The sequence below is a fragment of the Sinomonas flava genome (assembly GCF_039531875.1).
In the GTDB taxonomy this organism is placed as follows: domain Bacteria; phylum Actinomycetota; class Actinomycetes; order Actinomycetales; family Micrococcaceae; genus Sinomonas; species Sinomonas flava.
The window spans coordinates 48832-72239 of record NZ_BAAAQW010000011.1 but is presented as its reverse complement, the minus strand read 5'-3'; the positions used below and the strand labels follow the sequence as shown (position 1 = coordinate 72239).

Annotated in this window: 22 protein-coding genes; 13 read left to right on the top strand and 9 right to left on the bottom strand. The window is 70.9% G+C overall.

All coding sequences use genetic code 11. The annotated features are described in order from the left end of the window. Nucleotides 1-54: 54 nt before the first annotated feature. Nucleotides 55-930: a DUF2382 domain-containing protein gene (locus ABD298_RS16145; RefSeq protein ID WP_344300812.1), complete on the bottom strand. Its 876-nt coding sequence runs from the start codon at nucleotides 928-930 to the stop codon at nucleotides 55-57. 681 nt (nucleotides 931-1611) lie between these two features. On the opposite strand from ABD298_RS16145, the gene ABD298_RS16140 reads away from it, so the two are divergent. Together ABD298_RS16140 and ABD298_RS16135 are read left to right on the top strand one after the other, a co-directional pair. Next, nucleotides 1612-2553 (top strand): patatin-like phospholipase family protein, encoded by a 942-nt coding sequence (locus ABD298_RS16140; protein ID WP_344300811.1) that lies wholly within the window; start codon nucleotides 1612-1614, stop codon nucleotides 2551-2553. Between the two features lie 157 nt (nucleotides 2554-2710). Next, nucleotides 2711-4777: a S8 family serine peptidase gene (locus tag ABD298_RS16135; RefSeq protein ID WP_344300810.1), complete on the top strand. Its 2067-nt coding sequence runs from the start codon at nucleotides 2711-2713 to the stop codon at nucleotides 4775-4777. On the opposite strand, the gene ABD298_RS16130 is transcribed toward ABD298_RS16135, so the two are convergent. Next, a complete protein-coding gene (locus ABD298_RS16130) occupies nucleotides 4756-5124 on the bottom strand; it encodes a DUF1622 domain-containing protein (protein WP_208710927.1) in 369 nt (122 codons plus the stop codon). The genes ABD298_RS16135 and ABD298_RS16130 overlap by 22 nt on opposite strands. Nucleotides 5125-5294: 170 nt before the next feature. Continuing rightward, nucleotides 5295-6155, bottom strand: coding sequence for a catechol 1,2-dioxygenase (gene catA, locus ABD298_RS16125; protein ID WP_344300809.1), 861 nt, complete (start codon nucleotides 6153-6155; stop codon nucleotides 5295-5297). A gap of 275 nt (nucleotides 6156-6430) precedes the next feature. On the opposite strand from catA, the gene benA reads away from it, so the two are divergent. The 6 genes from benA (at nucleotide 6431) to ABD298_RS16095 (ending at nucleotide 14636) form a co-directional block, all read left to right on the top strand. Then, nucleotides 6431-7804 carry a benzoate 1,2-dioxygenase large subunit gene (gene benA / locus ABD298_RS16120; protein ID WP_344300808.1) on the top strand — a complete coding sequence of 458 codons (1374 nt, stop codon included), beginning with the start codon at nucleotides 6431-6433 and terminating at the stop codon, nucleotides 7802-7804. Nucleotides 7805-7809: 5 nt separating this feature from the next. Then, nucleotides 7810-8319, top strand: coding sequence for a benzoate 1,2-dioxygenase small subunit (gene benB, locus ABD298_RS16115; protein WP_344300855.1), 510 nt, complete (start codon nucleotides 7810-7812; stop codon nucleotides 8317-8319). A 21-nt stretch (nucleotides 8320-8340) separates the two neighbouring features. Beyond that, the gene (gene benC, locus ABD298_RS16110) at nucleotides 8341-9402 is read left to right on the top strand and encodes a benzoate 1,2-dioxygenase electron transfer component BenC (protein ID WP_344300805.1); all 1062 of its coding nucleotides are present in this window, start codon (nucleotides 8341-8343) and stop codon (nucleotides 9400-9402) included. Next, nucleotides 9399-10202: a 1,6-dihydroxycyclohexa-2,4-diene-1-carboxylate dehydrogenase gene (locus ABD298_RS16105; protein ID WP_344300803.1), complete on the top strand. Its 804-nt coding sequence runs from the start codon at nucleotides 9399-9401 to the stop codon at nucleotides 10200-10202. The genes benC and ABD298_RS16105 overlap by 4 nt, the downstream gene beginning before the upstream one ends. A gap of 135 nt (nucleotides 10203-10337) precedes the next feature. Continuing rightward, nucleotides 10338-11711 carry an MFS transporter gene (locus ABD298_RS16100; RefSeq protein WP_344300802.1) on the top strand — a complete coding sequence of 458 codons (1374 nt, stop codon included), beginning with the start codon at nucleotides 10338-10340 and terminating at the stop codon, nucleotides 11709-11711. A gap of 57 nt (nucleotides 11712-11768) precedes the next feature. Further along, entirely contained in the window at nucleotides 11769-14636 is a 2868-nt protein-coding gene (locus ABD298_RS16095) for a helix-turn-helix transcriptional regulator (RefSeq protein ID WP_344300801.1), read from the top strand. Nucleotides 14637-14681: 45 nt separating this feature from the next. On the opposite strand, the gene ABD298_RS16090 is transcribed toward ABD298_RS16095, so the two are convergent. Further along, entirely contained in the window at nucleotides 14682-15185 is a 504-nt protein-coding gene (locus ABD298_RS16090) for a LysM peptidoglycan-binding domain-containing protein (protein ID WP_344300800.1), read from the bottom strand. Between the two features lie 75 nt (nucleotides 15186-15260). On the opposite strand from ABD298_RS16090, the gene ABD298_RS16085 reads away from it, so the two are divergent. Both ABD298_RS16085 and ABD298_RS16080 read left to right on the top strand, forming a co-directional pair. After that, nucleotides 15261-15575 (top strand): ArsR/SmtB family transcription factor, encoded by a 315-nt coding sequence (locus ABD298_RS16085; protein WP_344300798.1) that lies wholly within the window; start codon nucleotides 15261-15263, stop codon nucleotides 15573-15575. Beyond that, a complete protein-coding gene (locus ABD298_RS16080; protein WP_344300796.1) occupies nucleotides 15572-16000 on the top strand; it encodes an SRPBCC family protein in 429 nt (142 codons plus the stop codon). Before ABD298_RS16085 ends, ABD298_RS16080 begins: the two co-directional genes overlap by 4 nt. On the opposite strand, the gene ABD298_RS16075 is transcribed toward ABD298_RS16080, so the two are convergent. Beyond that, entirely contained in the window at nucleotides 15991-16656 is a 666-nt protein-coding gene (locus ABD298_RS16075) for a response regulator transcription factor (protein WP_344300795.1), read from the bottom strand. The genes ABD298_RS16080 and ABD298_RS16075 overlap by 10 nt on opposite strands. A 102-nt stretch (nucleotides 16657-16758) precedes the next feature. On the opposite strand from ABD298_RS16075, the gene ABD298_RS16070 reads away from it, so the two are divergent. From ABD298_RS16070 to mltG, 3 genes are all read left to right on the top strand, one after another. After that, on the top strand, nucleotides 16759-16965 hold the full coding sequence (locus tag ABD298_RS16070; protein ID WP_344300793.1) for a hypothetical protein: 207 nt from the start codon (nucleotides 16759-16761) through the stop codon (nucleotides 16963-16965). Continuing rightward, a complete protein-coding gene (locus ABD298_RS16065) occupies nucleotides 16962-17198 on the top strand; it encodes a hypothetical protein (protein ID WP_344300792.1) in 237 nt (78 codons plus the stop codon). The genes ABD298_RS16070 and ABD298_RS16065 overlap by 4 nt, the downstream gene beginning before the upstream one ends. Before the next feature lie 145 nt (nucleotides 17199-17343). Next, on the top strand, nucleotides 17344-18501 hold the full coding sequence (mltG, locus tag ABD298_RS16060) for an endolytic transglycosylase MltG (protein ID WP_344300791.1): 1158 nt from the start codon (nucleotides 17344-17346) through the stop codon (nucleotides 18499-18501). Nucleotides 18502-18548: 47 nt separating this feature from the next. Here the strand turns inward: mltG and ABD298_RS16055 are convergent, their stop codons facing one another. The 4 genes from ABD298_RS16055 to ABD298_RS16040 all read right to left on the bottom strand — a co-directional run bounded on the left by ABD298_RS16055 (nucleotide 18549) and on the right by ABD298_RS16040 (nucleotide 23375). Further along, entirely contained in the window at nucleotides 18549-19055 is a 507-nt protein-coding gene (locus ABD298_RS16055; protein WP_344300790.1) for a hypothetical protein, read from the bottom strand. Between the two features lie 76 nt (nucleotides 19056-19131). Continuing rightward, nucleotides 19132-20625 (bottom strand): alkaline phosphatase, encoded by a 1494-nt coding sequence (locus tag ABD298_RS16050; RefSeq protein ID WP_344300788.1) that lies wholly within the window; start codon nucleotides 20623-20625, stop codon nucleotides 19132-19134. A 149-nt stretch (nucleotides 20626-20774) separates the two neighbouring features. Next, nucleotides 20775-22076 (bottom strand): LCP family protein, encoded by a 1302-nt coding sequence (locus ABD298_RS16045; protein ID WP_344300785.1) that lies wholly within the window; start codon nucleotides 22074-22076, stop codon nucleotides 20775-20777. Nucleotides 22077-22109: 33 nt separating this feature from the next. Beyond that, the gene (locus ABD298_RS16040) at nucleotides 22110-23375 is read right to left on the bottom strand and encodes a magnesium transporter MgtE N-terminal domain-containing protein (RefSeq protein ID WP_344300783.1); all 1266 of its coding nucleotides are present in this window, start codon (nucleotides 23373-23375) and stop codon (nucleotides 22110-22112) included. Nucleotides 23376-23408 lie beyond the last annotated feature (33 nt).

Sequence of the window (23408 nt, the reverse complement as noted above, 5' to 3'; positions counted from 1 at the left end):
GGCGGGTGGGAGACGCCGCTGCGCCGCCCACCCGCCGTCGTCCGTGCGTTGCCGCTAGCGGTTGCGCCGGCGCAGGCCCTCACCTTGGACGCCGTCCGCGTCGATGTGCTCCTTCGCGACGTCCTCGCTCACGGTCTCCTCGTCGGTGACGGTCTCTGTGCCGAGCTTGACGCGCTCCACAGGGACAGTCTCCTTGTCGACCACGGGCCGCTCCTCGTGGAGGGTGACCTCGTGCTCCTCCTCGGAGAGGTTCGGGCCGTCCATCGCGGCGCCGCGGTTCTCGTCCGTGACGGGCTCGCGCTCCACGCGGACCTCTTCCCGCTGGACCGGAACCGTCTTGGTGACGTTCTCGGTCGTGACGTACTTGCGCAGGCGGGCACGGCCCGTCTCCTGCCGCTCGGTGCCGACATTCAGCCGCTCCTCCGAGCGGGTCATGGCGTCGTCGGTCGTCGGGCCGGAGGTGTCGCCCTCGGTGCCGGTGACCTCGTCCGTGCGGCGCGTGCCGGTGCCCTCGTCGTAGCCCGGCTCCACACCGCCGGCTGCCCGGGCGTCGGTGCGCCCGTCGCCGCGGAGGCCGTCGCCGCCAACGCCCTCGCCGGTGCCGTAGGACGGCGCGGTGCGGCCGTAGTGGCTGTAGAGCCGGTCCTCTTCGGTGCGCTCGAGGTGCCCGTCGGGATCGACCCGGGGGGCGTCCTTCACCTGGTCCTTGGTGTAGGGCACCACGATGTCCTCGCCGCGAACGCTCGCGTCGTGCAGGGGGACGAAGGACTCGTGCGTGCCGAAGAGCCCGGTCTTGACCGTGACCCAGTTCGGGTTGTTGGTGTCGTCATCGAGGTAGAGGTCCCCGATCCGTCCGATCTTCTCGCCGTCCTGGCCGATGACGTCCCCGTTGCCGGGCGTAATGGTGTCGAACTGTTCCCGTGTGACCATCGTGATTTTCTCCTTTGGTCTGCTGGATCGTGCCATACCTTCTCCGGTACCCCCGCGTCTTGAGGGAAGTGGCTGTTCTCGCGCCAGCTGCGTCGACCGTGATCATCGGCAGCCGCTGCCCGGCGCGCGAATGACTCACCAGTACCCAAGGCTTCCCCGGCCAAAACATGGCCGCCGAGGTCACCCCGTGTGGCGCCGAGGTCACCCCGTGTGGCGCCGAGGTCACCCGGTGTGGCGCCGAGGTCACCCGGTGTGGCGCCGAGGTCACCCGGTGTGGCGCCGAGGTCACCCGGTGTGGCGCCGAGGTCACCCGGTTCAGACGGGGCGCGGGTGGAAGTGCCGTTCTCGCCGTGAAGTCCGCGAGGAGCACACTCCGTTGCGAGAGAGGCACGAGGGGTGACTTCGCGCCCACACGGGGTGACGTCGCGTTCACAGGGGGTGACTTCGCGCTCAAAGGGGGTGACTTCGCGCTCACAGGGGGTGACCTCGGCGGAGTGGGGCGGGGAGCATTGTGCGGCCGTATGCTGGCGTGCTACGTTTCGGGCGATCGTGACGCATCGGCAGGAGGTGAGACCCATGAACGCAGTATCCGCAGTGGGTGCTCCCCGCAGTCCACGATCGCGCGACTGAGCTAGTCGCCGCCGGGAGCGCCCGAGAGGCACATCGCGAAAGGCGACTCCCATGAACACAGCACCTTCCTTCAACGCGGCACCGTCTTCACCGCGTCACGCCCCCGATGCCCCAGCCGAGAGGGCCTTGGTCCTCGGCGGCGGCGGGTCGACGGGCAACGCCTGGCTGATCGGCGTCCTTGCCGGCCTGTCCGAGGCCGGACTCGACGTCACCGATGCCGACCTGATCGTCGGAACCTCCGCCGGATCGACCGCCGCGGCCCAGGTCAGGAAAGCCAGCCCCGCCGACCTCTACGCCGCCGTCCTCGCCGCGCCCGACCCCGCAAGGCCTGCAACGCCGCAGTCTGAGAGCGTGCGCGTCGCGACCGGAAGGGTGGTCGACCAGCTTGAGAGGACGGCGAAGATCATCGCCGCTGCCCAGGATCCCGCGGACATGCGCCGCAGGATGGGTGCGTTGGCGCTCGAGAGGGACGCGGGGCCGGACGGCGCGGCACACACCCGGTGGCGCGCCGTCGTCGCCGGCCGCCTCCCGAGCCAGGGCTGGCCGGACCGGCGCCTGCTGATCACCGCCGTCGACGCCGTCACGGGGGAGCCCGCCGTGTTCGACCGCGACAGCGGAGTCGAGCTGGTGGACGCCGTGGCCGCAAGCTGCTCGAGCGGCTTCGCCTACGCCATCGGCACCAGCCGCTACATCGACGGCGGATACCGACGGAACGAGAACGCCGATCTGGCGGCCGGATACCGGCGCGTGCTGGTGCTGTCGCCGTTCGGGGGCAGGACGCGGCATCCGCTGGAGTGGCGCATGCAGCTCGCGGCACAGGTCGACGAGCTCCGCGCCGGCGGCAGCACGGTCGAGACGGTCTTCCCGGACAGCAGCGTCGAGCACCTGTTCGGGGCCAACGCCGTGGACTACACCCTGCGCCCGGCGGCCGCGCGGGCCGGCCACAGCCAGGGCACGGCCCTGGCCGGACGGGTCGCGGCGTTCTGGCGCTGACCCCGGCGTAAACCCGCGCCGTGGAACGCAACCCCGTGGTCTGGTGTTGGCAACTCTTCGGTTCTTGTCACGCCGCCACGGACCCTTGAACCTTCGTGACAGGACGCGCAATCTTGCCGTGTCCAGCGAGTGAGGCATCTGACGAACGGAGCCAGCGATGACGCAGATCACGATCAATGGCGTGTCCCTCGACCCGGCCGCCGAGGCGGCGGCCCCCGCGGCGCACGCGCGCGAGGTGACCGATGCGGCGTCGTCGGACTACATCCTCGTCCAGACGGCCGAACCGCTCACCGAGGACCAGCGCGCCCAGCTCGAGGCGACCGGCGCCGTCGTGCACGAGTACGTTCCCGACGACACCTACCTGTGCGGCTTCGAGCCCAAGGACCTCGGGCCGGTGCGGGCGCTCCCGTTCGTCACGTGGGCAGGCGTCTACCTGCGCGGCTTCAAGGTCAATCCCGCGCTCCGCGACGAGCCGGCCGCCGTGGCACGCGAGATCGTGCCGCGGGAGGTCGGACCGCGGCCCTCGCGCAAGCCGCGCACGGTCGACGTCGTGCTGCACGACGACGTCGACCCCGCCTCGGCGGGGGTGCTCGAGCAGATCGCCGCCGCGGCCAAACTGGACCCGAGCACGCTCGAGCCCGGGCGGCACAAGGTCCGCATCACGGTCGAGCAGGGCATGCTCGACCGCATCGCCGCCGTGGACAAGGTGCGGCACATCGAGGAGGTCCCGCAGCGCCAGCTGTTCAACAACCACTCGCGGGTGATCCTGCACGCGGACGTGCTCGTCAACGGGACCGAGTACAAGGGCGACGGCGAGGTCGTGGCCGTGGCGGACACCGGCTTCGACAGGGGCTCGACGACGGACGTCCACCCGGCGTTCACGGGCCGGGTTGAGAAGCTGTACGCGCTCGGCCGGCCGAACCCGGCCAACGCGGACGACCCGCACGGCCACGGGACCCACGTGGCGGGCTCCGTCCTCGGGGACGGCACCTCCGCCACGATGGGCGGCGCGATCCAGGGGACGGCACCGGCCGCGAGGCTCGTCCTGCAGTCGACGCTGGACTCCGCCGGACAGCTCGGCGGCCTCCCCGCGGACCTCCACGACCTGTTCCGGCCGCCCTATGACACCGACGGCGCCCGGGTGCACACCAACTCATGGGGCTCGACGACGCCTGGCCTCCCGTACGATTCGAGCTCCCAGGAGATCGACGACTTCGTCTGGACCCACCAGGACATGGTCATCACGTTCGCCGCCGGCAACGACGGAGCCGACAAGGACCGGGACGGACTCGTGGACGGCGGCTCGATCGGGTCCCAGTCCGCGGCGAAGAACTGCATCACGGTCGGCGCGAGCGAGGGGGACCGGCCCGCGTTCGCCCCCACCTACGGCCAGTACTGGCCGGCGGACTTCCCCAGCAACCCCGTGCGCAGCGACCGGCAGGCCAACCGCACCGACGGCATGGTCGCCTTCAGCAGCCGGGGCCCGACCAAGGAGCAGCGCATCAAGCCCGACGTCGTCGCCCCCGGGACCTGCATCCTCTCCACGCTGTCGCGGCAGGTCGCGTCGCCGTCGACCGACTTCGGGACCTCCACGGACCCGCTGTGGTTCTTCGACAGCGGCACGAGCATGGCCACGCCGCTCGTGGCGGGGTGCGTCGCCGTCCTCCGGGAGACGCTCGTGAAGAACGGCACGGCAACGCCGAGCGCCGCCCTGGTGAAGGCCCTGCTCATCAACGGCGCGGTCGAGCTCCCCGGGCAGTACGTCCCCACCGAGGCGGGCACGTCGCCCAACGGCAGCTCCGGCTGGGGCCGGGTGGACCTCGCCGGGTCCGTCATCATCCCGGGCCCGAGGTCGGACAGCGGCTTCGGCGAGGGCGGCCCGCTCAAGCAGGGCGAGGAACAGAGCTTCACGGTCGACATCCCGGGAAAGGGCGACGCCGGCGCCTCGCCCGCCGCTGCCGGCTCGGCGACGTTCAAGGTCACCCTCGTCTGGTCCGACCCGCCCGGGGCGGCCCTCCAGAACGACCTCGACCTCATCGTGCGGGCTGCGGACGGCACGGAGCGGCACGGCAACATGGGCACCTCCGACGGCTTCGACCGCCGCAACAACGTCGAGCAGGTGCTCTGGCAGAACATGCCGCAGGGGAAGGCCACGGTCGTGGTCCGCGCGTTCCGCATCACGCGGTTCCCGCAGCCGTACGCCTACGCCTGGCGGATCGGCTGAGGCGCGCTCGGCGTCTCCTTCTGCCACGGCCAGCGGCCGGTGATCTCCAGCTCGAGGGAGAAGCTCAGGAACGTCCGGATGAGGACGATCACGGCGAGCACGGCAACGCTCTGGAGGGTCGGGGTCACGGCCACCGTGCGGATGATGTCCGCTGCGACCAGGAGCTCGAGCCCGAGGAGGATCGACCTGCCCAGCAGCTGCCGGTAGGAGCGGTACACGCTCTTGCCGGCCGGACCCGGCTTTCGGAGGGCCAGGGGAATCGACACGAGCGCGCCGATGACCATGACGGTCACCCCGGCGACGTCCACGTACTGGCCAATTGCCTCGATCACTGCCCGGTAGTCCACGCGCGTCTCCTCGTCGCCGTCGTCCGCTGGGACGTTGCCCCGGGTCCGCGGGGCTGAAACGCCGCACGCGACGGCGGGCCGCCGGGGGTGCGGGGGGACGCGCGGAGGAGGGCCTCACCCTGAGCGGGTGAGGCCCTCCTCCGCGGCTTCTGGCCGGATCAGCCGGCGATTCAGCCCTCGGCGGGGTCGAGGACGAAGTCGTACACCATCTCCTCGCCCTTGCCGTCCGCGGCCGGCTTGGGGTCGAGGATGAGCTCGGGCTTGACGGCCGAGGCGATGTCGTCGTCGTTGTGGGCGTCGCCCGGGAAGTAGAGCTGCGCGGTGATGAGCTCGTGGCCCGGAGCCGAGACCTTGACGTGGATGTGCGCCGGGCGCCACGCGTGCCAGCCAGCGGCAGCGATCAGCTTGCCGCAGGCGCCGTCGGTCGGAATCTGGTACGGGGCCGGGCGCATCGTCTGGATCTCGAAGTTGCCGTTCTCGTCGGCGAGGACGGTGCCGCGGAGGTTCCACTCGGGCAGGCCCGGGGCGTACTGCGAGTAGAAGCCGGCGCCGTCGGCGTGCCAGATCTCCACCTTGCCGGGGAGGCCGTTGCCATCGAGGTCGCGGATCTGGCCCTTCCAGGTCAGCTCGGTGCCGGGCTCGTCGTCGCGGCGCGGCAGGCGGGCCGGGGTCTTCTGGGCAGGGGAGTCCGGCACGTAGTACGGGCCCTCAATGGTGCCCTTGGAGCCCTTGCGGTTCTCCGTCGCGACCTCCTCAACGACGTGCTCGACCCACACGTCGAGGAAGAGCGGCCACTCGCCGTCCTCGCCGACGCTGATCAGCCAGTCCTTGAGGGCGTTGTACTCGGCGTACGTGACCTTGTGCTTGCGGATGGTCGCGTAGACGGCCTCGAGCACCTCGCGGGCAAGCAGCGAGACGCGCTCCTTGGGCACCTCGAGCGCGGCGCGCTTGCCGCTGGCCTTGAAGCGCTCGGTGGCCTTGTTGCCGGACTCGGCAGCCTTCGCGTCGAATTCGGTAATGGTCTGGCTCATGGTCATCCTCCTCGATGATGGGCCGGGTGGGGGCTGTGTGATCAGCCGCCGGCGTGATGGGCGGCACAGTCGGTCGCGTTGCCCTTCACGCTAGGCCTCGGTATTGCGTGCACACAAATACCTAGTTCCATCTCATTGATATCCAGCACGTTTGAAAAGCACCCTTGGCCGACCCTAGGCAAAAGCCCAGTGTGATCGTCCTCACGGCTTGACAGGATCTTTCACAGCCCGCGACGACGACGTCGTGGAAAGCCACAGGCAAAGGGAGACAACCCATGACGGAAACCCTGGACCACGTCCGCGCCCAGCTCTCCGACGCACTCATCGAAGACGCGTCGACCGGGACCTACCGAGCCAAGCGCAGCATCTTCACCGACGAGGAGCTGTTCGAGCTCGAGATGAAGTACATCTTCGAGGGCAACTGGGTCTACCTGGCCCACGAGAGCCAGATCCCCAACGTCGGGGACTACTTCACCACCTACATCGGCCGCCAGCCGATCGTCATCTCGCGCGGCAAGGACGAGCAGCTCCACGCCCACATCAACGCCTGCAGCCACCGCGGTGCGATGCTCTGCCGCCGCAAGACGGACAACCGCACCACCTTCACGTGCCCGTTCCACGGCTGGACCTTCTCGAACAACGGCAAGCTGCTCAAGGTCAAGGACCCGAAGGGCGCCGGCTACCCCGAGCAGTTCAACAAGGAGGGCTCGCACGACCTCACGAAGGTGGCCCGCTTCGAGAGCTACCGGGGCTTCCTGTTCGGCAGCATCAACCCCGACGTCAAGCCGCTGACGGAGCACCTCGGGGAGTCCACCAAGATCATCGACATGATCGTGGACCAGTCGCCCGAGGGCCTCGAGGTGCTCCGCGGCTCCTCGACCTACACGTACGACGGCAACTGGAAGGTCCAGGCCGAGAACGGCGCCGACGGCTACCACGTCTCGGCCACGCACTGGAACTACGCGGCCACCACCGCCCGCCGCGGCACCGGCGAGTCGGCCAATGAGACCAAGGCCATGGACGCCGGCACGTGGGGCAAGCAGGGCGGCGGCTACTACTCGTTCGAGCACGGCCACCTCCTGCTGTGGATGTGGTGGGGCAACCCGCAGGACCGCCCCAACTTCGACAAGAAGGAGGAGTGGACCCAGCAGTTCGGCGCCGAGCGCGCCGAGTTCATGATCGGCGCCTCCCGCAACCTGTGCCTCTACCCGAACGTCTACCTCATGGACCAGTTCAGCTCGCAGATCCGCCACTTCCGGCCGATCTCCGTGGACAAGACCGAGGTCACGATCTACTGCATCGCCCCCAAGGGCGAGTCCGCCGAGGCCCGCGCCAACCGCATCCGCCAGTACGAGGACTTCTTCAACGCCACCGGCATGGCCACCCCGGACGACCTCGAGGAGTTCCGCTCCTGCCAGAAGACCTACCTCGCCTCCGCCGCCCCGTGGAACGACATGAGCCGCGGCCAGGCCCACCAGATCACGGGCCCGGACGAGACCGCCAAGGGCCTGGGCCTCAACCCGATCTCGAGCGGGGTCAAGACCGAGGACGAGGGCCTGTACCCGATCCAGCACGGCTACTGGCGCGAGGCGATGCACGCCGCCATCGCCGAAGAGACGAAGAACGAGACGAAGGAGTTCTCCAAGTGACGCTCATGGCAACGATCGTGCCCGGGACCGTCGGGCTCGAGGACGTCCGCCAGTTCCTCTACCGCGAGGCGAGCTTCCTCGATGACCGCGAGTTCGACCGGTGGGTGGACTGCTACCACCCCGAGGCGGAGTTCTGGATGCCCGCGTGGGCCGACGACGACACCCTCACCGAGGACCCGCAGCGCGAGATCTCCCTCATCTACTACCCCAACCGGGGCGGCCTCGAGGACCGCGTGTTCCGCATCAAGACCGAGCGCTCGGGTGCCACGAGCCTCCCGGACCCCCGCACCGGCCACAACATCACCAACGTCGAGATCCTGCGCCAGGAGGGCGACGTCGTGGACGTCCGCTTCAACTGGTTCACGCTCTACTACCGCTACAACACCGTGGACACGTACTTCGGAGTCTCCTTCTACACGATCGACTTCTCCGGCACGCAGCCGGTCATCACCAAGAAGAAGGTCGTCCTCAAGAACGACTACATCCACCACGTCGTGGACATCTACCACATCTGAGAAGGCCTTCAGGAGACCACCATGACTGCCACGAACCACTCCGTTGCCCTCGCCTTCGAGGACGGCGTCACCCGCTTCATCAGCGTCGCCCCCGGCCAGACCGTCGCGGATGCGTCCTACCGGGCCCGCATCAACATCCCCCTGGACTGCCGCGACGGCGCGTGCGGCACCTGCAAGGCGTTCTGCGAGTCCGGCTCGTACGACGGCGGCGACTACATCGAGGAGGCCCTCGCCGACGACGAGGCCGAGGCCGGCTTCTGCCTCCCGTGCCAGATGACCCCCGAGAGCGACCTCGTGCTGCGCATCTCCGGCACCGCCGAGATGGCCAAGAGCGGCATCGGCCAGTTCACCGCCACCATCGAGAAGCTCCACTGGTACGCGGACAACACCGCGGGCCTGACCCTTTCTGTCGAGGACCGCGAGAAGCTCGCCTACCTCCCCGGCCAGTACATGAACGTCAAGGTGCCCGGCACGGACGAGGAGCGCAGCTACTCCTTCTCGAGCGGCCCCGACGCGGAGAAGCTCACCTTCCTGGTCCGCACCGCCCCCGACGGCGTCATGACCACCTACCTCAAGGAGCGTGCCGCCGAGGGCGACACCCTGACCCTCGAGGGCCCCAAGGGCAGCTTCTTCCTCCGCGACGTCAAGCGCCCCGTGCTCATGCTCGCCGGCGGCACCGGCATCGCCCCGCAGCTGGCGATGCTGGAGAAGATCGCAAAGGCGGCGGCCGACGGCGTCGTCCCCGCCTTCCCGATCCACCTCGCCTACGGCGCGACCTGGGACAAGGACCTCGTGGAGGTCGAGGCGCTCGAGCGCTACGCCGCGGCGATCCCGGGCTTCACCTTCGACACGATCGTGGCCGACCCCGAGTCGGAGCACCCCAAGAAGGGCTACGTCACGCAGCACCTGCTGCCCGAGCATCTCAACGACGGCGACGTCGATGTCTACCTGTGCGGCCCGCCCGCCATGGTCGACGCCGTGCGCCGCTACTTCGACGCCGAGGGCATCGAGCCGGCCAACTTCTACTACGAGCGCTTCGCGGTCGGCGCCGCCAAGGTCCTCGCGACGGCGGGCGCGGCGTGACCGTCCACGCCAACCGCTTCGCGGGCAAGGCGGTCGTCGTCACCGGCGCCGCCCAGGGGATCGGACGAGCCGTCGCCGAGCGCATCGCGGCGGAGGGCGGCGAGGTGGTCCTCGCCGACCGGGCCGAGCTCGTGCACGACGTCGCGGGCGCCCTCCGCGAGGCGGGCGGCAAGGCGCACAGCGTCCCTGTTCACAGCGTCACCGCAGACCTCGAGACGTACGACGGCGCCCTGGCCGCCACCGATGGCGCGCTCGCCGCGGCGGGGCGCATCGACGTCGTCGTGAACAACGTGGGCGGGACCATCTGGGCCAAGCCGTACGAGCACTACACGCCCGAGGAGATCGAGAAGGAGGTGCGCCGCTCCCTGTTCCCCACGCTGTGGATGTGCCGCGCGGCGCTCCCGCACCTCATCGCCCAGCGGTCCGGGACGATCGTGAACGTCTCCTCGGTCGCAACCCGCGGCGTCAACCGCGTCCCGTACGCGGCGTCGAAGGGCGGCGTCCGCGCCATCACCACCGCGCTCGCGCTCGAGGCGGCCCCGCACGGCGTGCGCGTCGTCGCGACCGCGCCCGGCGGGACCGAGGCGCCGCCGCGCGCCGTCCAGCGCGGGCCGCTCCCCGCCACCGAGCAGGAGAAGGCCTGGTACCAGCAGATCGTGGACCAGACCGTGGAGTCCTCGCTCCTGAAGCGCTACGGCACCCTCGACGAGCAGGCCGCCGCGATCTGCTTCCTCGCCTCGGACGAGGCGTCCTACATCACGGGCACCGTCCTGCCCGTGGCCGGAGGCGACCTCGGCTGAGGCCCTCCCCTTCGCGTTGCCGCCCCCGGGCCTGACAGGCCCGGGGGCGGTTTCGGATCACCCCTGTGTGATCAGCGTCACCCATCACTAGCAGTTGTCCAGCTCCAGATCCCAGCACAGACATCGGAGTCTTGCATGTCATCTTCAGCATTGGCTGCGCCCTCGCAGCGACAGCGCACCACCCTGGCCTGGGTCGTCGCCCTCGGTGCGGCAGCCCTCACCTTCGACGGCTACGACCTCGTCGTGTACGGCACGGTCGTCTCGGGCCTCCTGCGCGACCCGAGCCAGATCGGCCAGCTCGATCCCACCACCGCTGGCGCCCTAGGCAGCTACGCGCTCATCGGCGTCATGGTCGGCGCGCTCGCGAGCGGGGCTATCGGCGACTTCGTGGGGCGCCGCAAGGTCATGCTCCTGGCCCTCGCCTGGTTCTCGGTCGGCATGGCAGCCACCGCCCTGACCACGAGCGTCACCCTGTTCGGCGCGTTCCGGTTCTTCACCGGCATCGGCGTCGGCGCCCTCGTGGCCACCGCCGGGGCCATCGTCGCCGAATTCGCGCCCAGGAACCGGCGCAACCTCTGCAACGCCATCGTCTACTCCGGCGTCCCCGCCGGCGGCGTGCTCGCCTCGCTCCTCGCGCTGGGGTTCGGCAACGGGCTCGACTGGCGCCCCCTGTTCTGGATCGGCTCCGTCCCGCTCGTCACGATCCTCCCGCTCGCCCTCGCCAAGCTGCCCGAGTCGCCCATGTGGCTGCTCTCGCGGGGCCGGCGGGAGGAGGCCGAGGAGCTCAGCCGCCGCACCGGCGTCGTGCTCCCCGCGACGGGCCCGACGCCGGCCGCCACTCGCACCGACGGCGCCCCCCGTGAGCGTGCTGGCTTTGCCGGGCTGGCCACACGCCGCTTCGCCCTGCCGACAGCCCTCCTGGGGCTCATGAGCTTCGCGGGGCTCCTGCTGACGTACGGGCTCAACACGTGGCTGCCGGAGATCATGGGCCAGTACGGGTTCGGGAAGGCGTACTCGCTGACGTTCCTGCTCGTGCTCAACGCGGCCGCGATCGTGGGCGGGCTCGTCGCGGCGGCGACCGTGGACCGGACCGGGCCCAAGCGGATCATCGCCAGCACGTTCGCGCTCGCCGCGGTCGCGCTCGTGCTGCTGACGTTCCACATGCCGTTCGCGGTGCTCCTGACGGCCGTCGGCGTGGCCGGGGTCGGCACGATCGGGACGCAGGTGCTCGTGTACGGGTTCGTCTCGAACTTCTACACGACGCAGACCCGCGCCGCCGGTGTCGCGTGGTGCGCCGGGTTCGGGCGGCTCGGCGGCATCCTCGGCCCGCTGGCCGGAGGCCTGCTGCTCTCGGCGGGCGTCACCGGCCAGGCCGCCTTCTGGATCTTCGCCGTGGTCGCGCTGCTCGGCGCGATCGTGACGGCCCTCGTCCCGCGTCCGGCGGCGCACGGGGAGGCCCCCGCCGCGGCCCCGGCGCACGACGGCGAGGCGGAGCCGGCCCTGCGGTGAGCTCGCCGAAGCCGGGGCGATGATGCGCGTCACGTCGGCGGGGGATACGGTCGAGGCATGCTGAATCCCCACGACGGCATGGTCGCGCGCGCCCAGGAGCTGTCCGAACTGGACGCGCTCCTGGGCGCTGCCGCGTCCTCGGGCCCGCAGTGCGTCATCGTCGAGGGACCGTCCGGCATCGGCAAGACCGCCCTGTGCGACGCGTTCGCCGCGCTCCACCCCGGGCTCCCGGTGCGCCGCGCGGAGGGCACGCCGTGGGAACGGGAGCTTCGGGGCGGCGTCCTCGCGCAGCTCGGGGTCGCGTCGCCGCCGCCGGGCTCCGGCCGGCTGGACGAGGAGGGCTACGGGGCCGAGGCGTGGGGACCCGACAGCGACCAGCCCGCGTGGCTGCCCGCGGGCCGCGCCGCGGGGGAGTGGCTCGCGGGGCTGACGGGGGACGGCGGTCCGACGGAAGGCGGCCCCGCCCTCGTCGTGCTCGACGGCCTCGAGGACGCCGACGAGCTCTCCCTCGAAGCCCTCGCCTTCGCCCTGCGCCGGCTGCGCGGCCCCGTCCTGGTCCTCGCCGCATGCGGGCCAGCCGGGACACGCCCGGCCAGCCCCGTCGCCCAGTTCGCCGGCGCCGTCCGGGCCCGACGCCTCCGGCTCGGCCCCCTCACGCACGAGGCCCTGCGCGAGCTCGCGCTCGCGCGCGCCGGGGTGGACCTCGGACCGGACGCCGTGCAGGCGCTCTGGCGCGCGACCGGCGGGAACCCCGGGCTCGCCCTCGAGGCGCTCGCGGACGGAGTGGAGGCCCTCGGGGCGGAGACGCTCGCAGCGGAGGGGCCGCGCGCCGTCGTGCGCTCTGTTGCCGAGCGGGCGGACGCCGCGCTCGCGGGGCTCCCCGCGCCGTCGCGCGCCCTGGTCGAGGCGGTGAGCGTGCTCGGGGGCACCCCGAGCGCCGCTGCGGCCGCGCAGCTCGCCCGGCTCCCCGAAGGCGATGCGGAGGCCCTGCTCGCCGCCGCCGACGCCGCGTGGGCGGCCGGGCTGCTCGAGTGCCGCACCGTCGCCGGAAGCCTCCAGGTCACGATCCGCGACCCGCTGGTCCGCGACGCGGTGCACGCCGGCCTCGGTCCGCTCCGGCGGTCGACGCTCCACGCGCGCGCCGCCGAGCTCTCCGAATCGACCCGGGACAGGGTCCGCCACCTTGTCGCCGCTGCCGCGATGCCCGACGGCGACCTCGCCGCCGCCGTGGACGCCCTCGCCGAGGGGGAGGCCGCCGAGGGCGACTGGGGGGCCGCGGCGGATGCGCTCGTCGCCGCCGCACGGCTCCACGTCGACCCGGCGCTGCGCGAGGACCGTCTTGTGCGGGCGGCGGAGGCGATGATCGGGGCCGGGGACCTGACCCGGGCCGCGCCGCTCGCCCGGCAGATCGAGTCGCTGCCGCAGGGCGCCGAGCGCGATGCCGCGCTCGCCTACCATGCCATCCACACCGGGCAGGCGCGCCGGGCCGGCGCCCTCCTCGCGCGGGCCTGGGAGACGCGGCCGCCCACGGCCCCCGCGGACCTGTCCGCGCGCATCGCCCAGTACCGGGTCCTGGATGCCCTCGGGAACTGGGACGGGGAGGCCATGCTGGCCTGGACCGAGACCGCCGTGCGGATTGCCGGCCCCGACAGCACCGCCGGGATCGAGGCCCGCGCGATGCTCGGGCTCGCCCTCGGCCTCATGGGGCGCCACGAGGAGGCGCGGCGGGCGTACGACGAGCTCTCGTCCTCCGCGCACCTTGCGGGACGGGACCAGCGGCTCCGACTCGGCCGGGGATGGGTCGCGCTTGCCGTCGACGACATGGACACGGCGCGGCTCGAGCTCCGCGCCGCGATCCCGCCGGCGCGGCGGCCCGGCTCGCTGCGCATCGCCCTCTGGGCCCACGCGTGGCTCGCCCGCGCCGAGTTCGCCGTGGGCCGCTGGGACGACGCGCTGGCGACGGCGCGTGCCGGGCTCGCGCTCAACGATCCCGTGGGGATCAGCCTCGTGGAGCCGGTGCTGCGCCTGACCGCCGCGCAGGTCTGCGCCCTGAGGGGCCAGGGCGCCGAGGCCGCGGAGCACAGCCAGCACGCCCAGTCCGGGCCCGAGGCCTACCCCGTCATGCGGCTCAGCGGCGCGATGGCGGCCGCGGCCGTCGCGGAGAGCGCCGGGGACTACGCGGCCGTGCTCCGCGCCTTCGACCCCATCGTGCACATGGACCGCACGCCGTGGGTCGACGAGCCCGGATTCTGGCCGTGGCAGGACGTCTACGCCAACGCCCTCGTGATGGCCGGGGACCTCGCGCGCGCCGATGCCTTCCTGGCACCGCTCGAGGAGGCCGCGCGGGCCGCCGGGCACCGGAGCACGACGGCGCGGCTCGGCTCCGTGCGCGGGCGGCTGCTCGGGGCGCAGGGCCGGCTGGACGAGGCCGTGGCGGTGTTCGAGGAGTCGCTGGCCGCGATCGAGGGGCTGCCGCTGCCCTGGGGCGCCGCCCGGGTGCGGTTCGCCTATGGGCAGACGCTGCGCAGGGCCGGGCGGCGCCGCGACGCGAGCGGCGTCCTCGCGGCGGCCAGGGATGCGTTCGCCGTGCTGGGCGCGAGCGTGTACGTGGCGCGGTGCGAGCGCGAGCTGCAGGCTGCCGGGACCGGGGTGTTCCGTTCGCGGGCCGGTTCCCGTGCCGAGTCCGAGGACACGGGGGCGCATGCACCGGTTCCCGCCCCCACCGCGTTCACCGCGCAGGAGGAGGCCGTCGCCCGGCTCGTGGCAGGCGGCCGCAGCAACCGGGAGGCGGCACGCGAGCTGTTCGTGTCCGTCAAGACGGTGCAGTACCACCTCACCCGGATCTACGCGAAGCTCGGGATCGGGTCGCGGTCGGAGCTCGCGGCCGTGTACCGCGGGGGAGCGGGGGAGGAGGAGGCGCTGTGAGCGGAATGTGTCGCACAGGAGCCGCGCCCCCGACGACCTGCCCCCTCAGGCCAGCGGGACCCGCAGCGCCAGGCCCGGATAGATCACATCGGGGTCGAAGACGATGTCCCGGTTCGCGGTGAAGATGAGCCCGTACTTGCCCGCGTCGCCGTAGTACTGCTGCGCGATCCCGGAGAGGGTGTCGCCGTTGGCGACTGTGTGCAGCGAGAACCCGGAGTAGGTGCCGCCCATGAGCTGCCGCCCGAAGGTGACCGGGACGGTGACGGATGCGTCGTTCTCGGGCAGCCCACTGGGATTGGCGCCCTGGACCGTCACGGTGCCCTCCGGCGTCGTGGGCGAGCCGAGTCCGAACGCGGCGTGGAACAGCGAGAAGCCGTTGCCGCCGCCCAGGAGGTGCGATTCGGCGACGACGTGCCCGGCGGCGTCGCGCACGATCACCGAGCCATAGACGCCTTCGAAGGCGGAGCCCAGGCCCGCCACGACCACCTGGGCGCCCAGGATGTCGAAGGGGAGGGGAGTGCGGAGGCTGATCTGCGGCAGGATCGACATGGCACCAGTGTCGGCGGTCGTCTGAACGCTGTCACCGGCTTGATCTGTCGGATTTTTCCGACGTATAGTGGCTCCATGCTCCCCGACGTCTTCGGTGCCCTCGCGAACTCCGCGCGGCGCACCGTCCTCGACGCGCTCCGCGCCGGGCCGAGAACGGCGGGCGAGCTCACCGGGCTGCTCGACCTCAGCCGCTCCGCCGCGTCCGAGCACCTCGCGGTCCTCCGCGATGCCGGCCTGGTCCGCGAGGAGCGCCAGGGGCGGAACCGCGTCTACCACCTCCAGGCCGCGGGCCTCCTCGAGGTGCAGGACTGGGTGGGGCATTTCGAGCACTACTGGGGCGGGCGCCTCGACGCGCTGGCCGACCTTCTGGACGAGGAGAGAACCTCATGACCGAGAACGACGGCGCCGAGAACACGATCCGCCTCGAGCGGCGCTTCGCCCACCCGCCGGCCGCCGTGTGGGCCGCGCTCACGACGCCGGAGCTCCTCGCCCGCTGGTGGGCGCCCGGCGACATCGCCCCAGCCGTCGGCCACCGCTTCACCATGGACATGGCCGAATGGGGCCAGCAGAAGTGCGAGGTCCTCGCCGTCGAGCCCGGCGTGTCCATCCGCTTCAGCTTCGCCGAAGGCACGCTGGACACGACCATCACGTGGAGCCTCGAAGCGGTCGACGGCGGCACCCTCCTCACGCTCGAACACGCCGGGTTCCGCCTCGACACCCCTCTGGGCGCCCGTGCGATCGAAGGCATGGGGAACGGCTGGCCAGGCGTCCTGTCCCGGATCGACCGCGTGCTCGCGGAGGCAGATCAGGCCTGACGGTCCTGGCGGTCGTCGGTGAGGCGAATACGCCCCCGGTCGGGGCGGAAACCGTGCTCGATGCCCCAGAGGATCGCCTGGCTCCGGTTCGTCACGCCGATCCGGCGGTAGCAGCTGCGGATGAAGGTCTTGACCGAGTTGATCGACAGGTGGGTGCGGCTGGCAATCTCGGCGTTGGTCAGTCCCTGGGTGATGAGCGCGAGGACCTCGGCTTCCCGAGGGGTCATTCCCTCCTCGCGGCCGGGCCAGTCGCCGCCGACCGCCTTCGACGAGCCGTCCCGGGGCGAAGGCGCCCGAGCCTCTCCCCGGTGCACGGCCTGCAGCGCGGTGACCAGGTGCCCCGCCGGGAGGCTCTTGGGCAGGTAGGCGGTGGCCCCGTTGGCCAGAGCGGCGTCCACGAGTCCGGGATCGACGTTCCATGAGTACACCACCACCTTGCCGGCCATCGGATTCGAGGCCAGGCGGCGGACATCCTCGCCGTCGCCCTGCGCCGCGGCGAACGTGTCGTACAGCGTGACGTCGACCGGCTGGGCGACGTTCTTCCTGAAGTCGACCTCGACGATCTGGATCACGTCCCGGTACGACCGGAGCATGCCGATCAGTCCTTGCGCCACGACCTCGTAGTCGTTGACGAGCGCCACACGGATCGCACTCATTCCCCAACTGTAGGCCAAAGGGCTCCTCGCAACTGTGGGCCCCAGGGCTCTTCACCCCGCGGGGTGAAGACGTACCTGTCTACCCGACCATACGCTGGATGCATGTCGTACCCCTCAGCGGATTCCGAGCCAGCCACCGTCCGCGAGCTCATCGTCCAGCTCGCGCAGGTCGAGGACGCCATGCGCCAGGCAGCGGGGGCCGCGCCGAGCGGCGACACCGCCGCGCTTGCCGAGCGCGAGCAGTCCATTGTCCAGGCGCTGCACGAACACGGCCTGCCGTTCCACGCCCAAGGCGTGGAAGGGGCATGAGCCGACCCGACGTGCAGATGGTGATCGTCAGGGAACGCGGCAATGAGATCCACGGGTATGCCGTAGCGTCCGGCGGCGGTCGCGTCTACGTTGTCTGGGAGGTCGCGTCCGGCCGGCGCCGCCAGCGTGGCTTCCGTGCCGAGCACGTCTTCGTGCCGGGAACCGAGCTTCCCTGGAGGGGCCTGCCGATCCCGCCCGACCAGCTCGAGGAGCCCCGCCGGATCCGCCGCTGACCGCTCCGTCTCGTTTCACCGAGCGGACGAAGGGGTACCTTCCCAAAGACCGTGGGGCGGGGCCATGCCCGCCGCGCCGCATCAGGGACAGGAGCTCGGACACGTGATCACCTCAGGGGGTCAAGACCAGTCGTCTTCCGCCCGCGTGCCGACGGCAGTGGGAATCGGCGGCCTCCTGGCCGCCCAGGAGGAGACGGCAGAGCCTGCCGACCACCCGGCTATCGTCGGGGGAGGCCGGGGAGGCCCGCGGCGCCGTCGTCCGCTCCGGACCGCGGCGATTGCCATGGGCGTCGTCATAGCCCTCGTGGTCGCCGGCTCAGTTCTCGTGGCGCTGGTCCTGCGCTCTGCCCTTGGGATGGACAAGGTCGCCGACTACCCGGGCCCCGGAACGGACCCGGTCACGGTCACGGTCCAACAGGGCGATGCCCTTGCCACGGTCGCCAAGGAACTGCAGGAGCAGGGCGTGGTCGCGGACGCCGACACGTTCGTCCGCGCGTTCGGGGACACCGGCGGGAAGGTCCACCCCGGCGACTTCACCTTCAAGAAGGAGATGAAGGCCTCGGACGCCGCGCAGGTCCTGGCGGGCGACGGCTCGAAGGTTATGTACTTCGCGCTGAGCGCTGGGTTGCGCATCAACGAGTCGCTCGACGCGATCGCCAAGTCGGCGGGCGTCGATCGGAAGGAACTCGACTCGCTCAACAGCCAGCCTTCCCAGTTCGGGCTCCCGTCACAGGCCAAGACCCTCGAAGGCTATCTGGCGCCAGGCGAGTACCGCTTCCCGGTGGGGACGCCGGCGAAGGACGTCCTCACCTCGCTCGTCTCGGCGACCCTCGACGAGCTCAAGCAGGACGGCATCACTGACCCGGCGAAGCAGTACGAGGTGCTGACGGTCGCGAGCATCGTCCAGGCCGAGGGCGGCCGGGCCGACTACGGCAAGGTCGCCGGAGCCATCGAGAACCGCCTCAAGCCGAACGATGAGACCAAGGGCCTCATCCAGTCCGACGCCACGGTGACCTACGGTCTCGGCACGAAGACCGTCCAGCTCACCGAGGAACAGAAGGCGGACGGGAACAACCCGTACAACACCTACGTCCATCCCGGCCTCCCGCCGGGACCCATCGGCTCGCCCGGATCGAAGGCGGTCGCAGCAGCGGCGCACCCCACCGCCAACGACTACCTGTTCTGGGTCACCGTCAACCTCGACACCGGCGAGACCAAGTTCGCGAAGACCTACGCGGAGCACCAGGCCTACGTGGAGCAGTACCAGCAGTGGTGCACGGCGAATCAGGGGAAGTGCAAGTGAGGAGGCTCGAGGGACGACGGCGGCGCGTCGCCCACGCGTGAGCGCGCCTACTCGTTGACGAGAACCGGCACTCCGACGGCAACGGAGACTGCCTTGCCCGTGGCGTCGGCCGGCACGGTGATGCTGAACTCCTCGGTCTCGCTCGGCGGCCCGACGTGCCCGTGGCCTGCATCGCCCTCTGCGTGGTGCTCGAACCGGGCCGTGCCGAGGAGCGTGCCGGCGGCATCGTAGAAGCCGGCGACGACGACGAGCTCGAGCAGGTCGCTCACGTCCGAGGTAATCCGCACCGAACCTGTGACCTTCTGGCCGTCGAAGGCGAGCCCGTCGATCTCGAATCGGTTGTCGAACGGACCCGCGGCGCGGACTGCCTGGCCAGGCTGCGGGTGAGCGTCCGCGAGGGACGGGAGGTCAGGCTCCCCGGAGGGCGCCGTGAGGCCGGGCAGCTGCGTCTGGACCGAGGCCGGCTGGGGAGTGGCGGTCTCGGACGGGGCCGGAGCTGCGCAGCCGGCCAGGAGCGCGGCAACGGCGAGGGCGGGGGCGAGGAAGAGCTTCATGGCAGTCCTGATGGGAGGTCGGCGGCCGGGGTGAGGGGCAGTCTGGGGACTGCCCGTCACCCCGCCCGGGAGTGGATCAGCGGAGCCCGAGGGCGTCCGTGACGATGCCGAAGAGGTCGGTGTTGTCCACCGTGCCCTGCAGCTTCTCGGAGCCCGCTCCGTAGGAGTAGACCGGGACGTCCGCGCCGGTGTGGTTGCCCGAGAGGTAGGTCAGCCACAGGCTGGCCTCCTTCGTCCCGTCCGTGACGCCTGCGGGGTCGTCGGCGGTGCGGAACGTGGCCGGAGCGAAGTTGTGCGGGTCGCCCGCGCCGGCGCCGTTCACGATCCCGGTCGAGCGCGACGCGTCCTTCGTGTTGCCGCCCGTGCGGCTCGGCGTGGAGTTGTTCGCGGGGTTGCTGCCGTCGGCGTTGACCGGCGGGTTCGCGGCCTCGGCGTTGGTGAAGCTGCCCTTCTCGATGACGTTGAAGCCGGCGCACTCGTGGTCCGCCGTCACCACCACGAGCGTGTGCCCGTCCTTCTTCGCGAAATCGAGGGCGACGGCGACCGCGTCGTCGAACGCCTTGATCTCCTCGAGCGTCTGCGCGGCGTCGTTCGCGTGCGAGCGCTTGTCGATCAGCGCGCCCTCGACCTGGAGGTAGAAGCCGTTGCCCTTCTCACCCGTGCCGAGCAGGTCGATGGACTTCTTGGTCATCTCGGCGAGCGTCGGCTCCTTGGCCTCCGGCGAGGCGGGGTTGTCCTGCTTGGACTTCTCGACCGTCAGGTTGCCCTTACTGAACAGGCCGAAGACCTTGCCGCCCTGGGTCTTCGCGAGGTCGTCCTCGGTGGCGACGGTCTGCGAGGCCGGCGAGCTGAGGACGTCGTAGCCCTGGTCGCGCAGCGCCTTCTCGTCCGCGGTGTCGAACCGGCTCAGGCCGCCGCCGAGGATCACGTCGGCGGTGCCGTTGCGGGCGATCTGCTTGGCGATGGGGGTCACGCGGAGGTCGTCCGTCGGAAGCTCCGAGCCGGTCACGCCGGTGTCCTGGCAGGACTTGGCCGTGTACACGGGTCCCTGGCAGCCGCGTGCGAGGGCGTGGCTCATCTGGCCGGCCGGGGTCGCGTCGGTGATCTCGGCGGTGCTGACGTTGCCCGTGCGGTAGCCGGCCTGCTTGGCCATCTCCATCACGGTCGGGGCGAGCTCGCCCTTGGCGTTCACGCCGAGGGCGGCGTTGTAGGTCTTCACGCCGGACGACCAGGCGGTCGCGGCGGAGGCGGAGTCGGTGACGTAGTTCGGCGCGAAGCCGGCCTCCCCGGGCTGGCCGGACTTCTTCTCCACGGCGTAGGTGCTCACGAAGCCGTGGGACGGCAGGGTCTCCATGACGAGGCGGCCGTGGGCGCCGTAGAACCGCTCGCGGCCGGCGGTGACGTGGGTGCGGCCCATGCCGTCGCCCAGCAGGTAGATGACGTTCTTGATGCGGCCGTCGTTCGCAGCCGGAGCGGCCGAGGCTGGCTCCGCGGCGCCTGCACCGATCGACGTGGCGATGATCGCTCCGACCGCGCAGGCCGAGGCGAGCGCCGCAATCGTGCGCTTCATGTGGGGTTCCTCCAGGGGGCGAGTGCGCGGCGTCGACTGGCGCCGCGACCGCGACACTAGTTCCGGTGGGCAACGAGCTGCCCATGCCACGGGGAACTCACAGGAAACTGGACATTAACTGAAGGAACGCTGGCAGTCTTGCCTTGCCTCTACTTCACGCAGGGGACTCCGCCGCCGACGAGGGCATCGGACCAATCGCCGGCGTTGAAGGTCGATGACGGCGACGGCGCGGGCGGTGGGGCGGCTTGGGCGGGCGGAGCTGGAGGCGCGCTGGGTGCCGCCGGCTGCGGTTGGGTGGCGGAGGGGGACGCTGGGGCGGCCGGGGCCTTGGGCGTCAGCAGGTCCGCGACCTGCGCACGGACGGCATCCTTGTCCACGATGTTCACGGACTCACCAGCGTCCGACCACCCGAAGTCGACGATGGGCAGTGTCACGAACTTCGTCTTGTTCTCGGTGAGCTGCTTGGCCTTGAGCCCGAAGTCGACGACATTGAGACCTTGGTCCACGGCGATCTTGCCTTTGAGTGCATCGAGGATGCCGTTGACCTTCCCGAGGTCGGTGAAGGTCCCCTTCTGCTTGAGCTGGGTCGCGAGTGATGAGATGAAAGCCTGCTGGCGGCGCGAGCGGTCGAGGTCGCTGAGGAACACCCCCGAGCCGGCGGTGTCACGCCGCTGGCGCACGAAGGCCACCGCCTGTTGGGCGTTGATCTGCTGCTGCCCTGCCTTGAAGTCGGCGCCCGAGTAGGAGTCCTTGGTGCTCTCCTGGAGGCATACGGTGATGGGCGCAACGGCTTTCGCGACCGAAAGGAATGCGGCCATCGTGACCTCGGCAAAGTGGTCGATCTTCACGCCGAGGAAGTCCTCGACCGTCTTGATCTCGGCCTTCCGGCCCTCGTCACGGGCCTGCTGGTAGATCTCGTCGTCGCTCCTGCTGCCCCGCGCGGAGGCGAGCTCCCGCTGGGCCTCGTCCATGCGGTATCCGTAGGCCTGCTTGACCTTGCCCTCCTCCACGCCGTCAGGGTGCCCGGCGAGCTCGACGTAGTCGTCACGGGGGATCGAGAGGACCGTGGCGGTGCTGCCGTCCTTCGGTACGTGCAGGACCATCAGGACGTTGCTGTTGTAGCCGCCGTCGTCAGAGCTTCCGGAATGCAGTGCGTCGTAGTCCTCTTGGGCGAGGGGCTTGCCGTCCTCGTCGAGGCGTGAGTCCAGGCCCATGAGCAGGATGTTGACATCCTGATCGAGGCCCTTTCCGCCCTCGAGGGCCTGGGACCGGCGGATTCCATTCTGGAAGCTGAAGTACGTGGTCAGCGCGTAGACGCCACCGCTGATCACGAGCACGACGGCGAGGAGCCCCGCCAGCACGGCCACCCGGCGTCGGCGATAGACCCAGCGGCGGTCATAGGCGAGTGAGCGCTCGTACAGATTGCGGTAGGGCGCGTCGAATCGGCGCATGCGGCATACCTCTCGAAAGTGGCCGGGCAGGGATCAGGATTCCGGACGGGTCTCGTGGTGGTGAGGCTCACGATTGGACCAGTCATCGGGGATGGCGGCCTCGAGGGCGTCGTCGACGGTGATGGCGCCGAGGATGCGGCGGTCCTCGGAGAGGACGGGCATGGCGAGGAGGTTGAAGTCGGCCATGCGGGTGGTGACGTCGATGACGTCATCGGCGGGCGAGGCAGAGACGACGTCGCGGTCGGCGACCTCAGCCAGGCTCCTGCCGGGGTCGGCTTGGACAGCGTGGACGAGGCTGAGCGCGCCGTCGAGCGTCCCATCCGGTGCAAGGGTGTAGATGACCGTCAGTGCCTGGGGCTGGAGCAGGCTGGCCCCGCGGACGGCCGTGAGGGCGTCGGCCACGGTCGAGGTGGCGGGGAGGGCGAGGAAGTCGGTGCCCATGAGGCCGCCGGCGGTGAGGTCGTGGTACCCCAGAAGCTGGTGGACCCGGGAGCGCTGGGGCTCGGGCAGCAGGCCCAGGACCGGGGAGCGGCGTTCTTGGGGCAGGTCCATGAGGGCGTCGGCGGCGTCGTCGGCCTGCATGCGGCCGAGGACTTCGGCGACCTCCGCGTCGGAACGGTCCTTGAAGAGTTCGGACTGGGAGTCCTCGTCGAGCTCTTCGAAGACGTCGGCCTCGAGCTCTGGGTCGGCGTGGACCTGGGCGAGGAGCTCGTCCTGTTCCCCGCCGGTGGCCTCTTCGATGATGTCTGCAATCTGGGCCGGCTTCAGCTCGGGGATGCGCCCGGTGACGGCCCGAACCCGGGCCGACTCGGCGTGGCCGATGAGCGGTTCGAAGTCCTTCCAGTCGCGCGGGGCATGGGCGGCGTGGCGGGGGCCGAGGCTCAACCAGCGACGGCGGTGGACGTCCAGGCCGGTGGCCGCCCAGCCGTCCAGGACCGGGCTGAGCTGGACGTCGTACGCCTTGACGAACGCGGCGCGGGAGACGTCGATGAGTCGGTGCCCGAGGACATCTTCCGAGAGGAGGACCTCGCCCTCCCGACGGCGGAACTCGCGCACGTCGACCGTGCTGACCCCGAGCTCGATCCTCTCGGGGGCGAGGGCTGCGAGATCCTGGGCCGAGACGAACCCACGTGTGCTCCCGACCGTGACGACTAGGCCGGTCACGAGCGGGTAGTCGTCGCGCCGGAGGCGGACGATGAGATCGGCGAGAGTGCCCATGCGATGCCCGTCGGAGTCCGTAACTGGCTGGCGCAGGAGGGCGGAGAGGGAGAGGGCGGCGGTCGGTGCTGCGGTGGTCATCGAGTGCCTTTCGGTGCACATGGATGCGTCTGG

Coding starts and splice junctions, on each gene's coding strand:
- ABD298_RS16140 (WP_344300811.1), top strand. CDS start 1,612: ATGAACACAGCACCTTCCTTCAACGCGGCACCGTCTTCACCGCGTCAC.
- ABD298_RS16045 (WP_344300785.1), bottom strand. CDS start 22,076: ATGCGCCGATTCGACGCGCCCTACCGCAATCTGTACGAGCGCTCACTC.
- ABD298_RS16135 (WP_344300810.1), top strand. CDS start 2,711: ATGACGCAGATCACGATCAATGGCGTGTCCCTCGACCCGGCCGCCGAG.
- ABD298_RS16085 (WP_344300798.1), top strand. CDS start 15,261: ATGCTCCCCGACGTCTTCGGTGCCCTCGCGAACTCCGCGCGGCGCACC.
- ABD298_RS16080 (WP_344300796.1), top strand. CDS start 15,572: ATGACCGAGAACGACGGCGCCGAGAACACGATCCGCCTCGAGCGGCGC.
- benA (WP_344300808.1), top strand. CDS start 6,431: ATGACGGAAACCCTGGACCACGTCCGCGCCCAGCTCTCCGACGCACTC.
- benB (WP_344300855.1), top strand. CDS start 7,810: ATGGCAACGATCGTGCCCGGGACCGTCGGGCTCGAGGACGTCCGCCAG.
- ABD298_RS16075 (WP_344300795.1), bottom strand. CDS start 16,656: ATGAGTGCGATCCGTGTGGCGCTCGTCAACGACTACGAGGTCGTGGCG.
- ABD298_RS16145 (WP_344300812.1), bottom strand. CDS start 930: ATGGTCACACGGGAACAGTTCGACACCATTACGCCCGGCAACGGGGAC.
- ABD298_RS16040 (WP_344300783.1), bottom strand. CDS start 23,375: ATGACCACCGCAGCACCGACCGCCGCCCTCTCCCTCTCCGCCCTCCTG.
- ABD298_RS16050 (WP_344300788.1), bottom strand. CDS start 20,625: ATGAAGCGCACGATTGCGGCGCTCGCCTCGGCCTGCGCGGTCGGAGCG.
- ABD298_RS16100 (WP_344300802.1), top strand. CDS start 10,338: ATGTCATCTTCAGCATTGGCTGCGCCCTCGCAGCGACAGCGCACCACC.
- benC (WP_344300805.1), top strand. CDS start 8,341: ATGACTGCCACGAACCACTCCGTTGCCCTCGCCTTCGAGGACGGCGTC.
- ABD298_RS16095 (WP_344300801.1), top strand. CDS start 11,769: ATGCTGAATCCCCACGACGGCATGGTCGCGCGCGCCCAGGAGCTGTCC.
- ABD298_RS16070 (WP_344300793.1), top strand. CDS start 16,759: ATGTCGTACCCCTCAGCGGATTCCGAGCCAGCCACCGTCCGCGAGCTC.
- ABD298_RS16065 (WP_344300792.1), top strand. CDS start 16,962: ATGAGCCGACCCGACGTGCAGATGGTGATCGTCAGGGAACGCGGCAAT.
- ABD298_RS16090 (WP_344300800.1), bottom strand. CDS start 15,185: ATGTCGATCCTGCCGCAGATCAGCCTCCGCACTCCCCTCCCCTTCGAC.
- ABD298_RS16055 (WP_344300790.1), bottom strand. CDS start 19,055: ATGAAGCTCTTCCTCGCCCCCGCCCTCGCCGTTGCCGCGCTCCTGGCC.
- catA (WP_344300809.1), bottom strand. CDS start 6,155: ATGAGCCAGACCATTACCGAATTCGACGCGAAGGCTGCCGAGTCCGGC.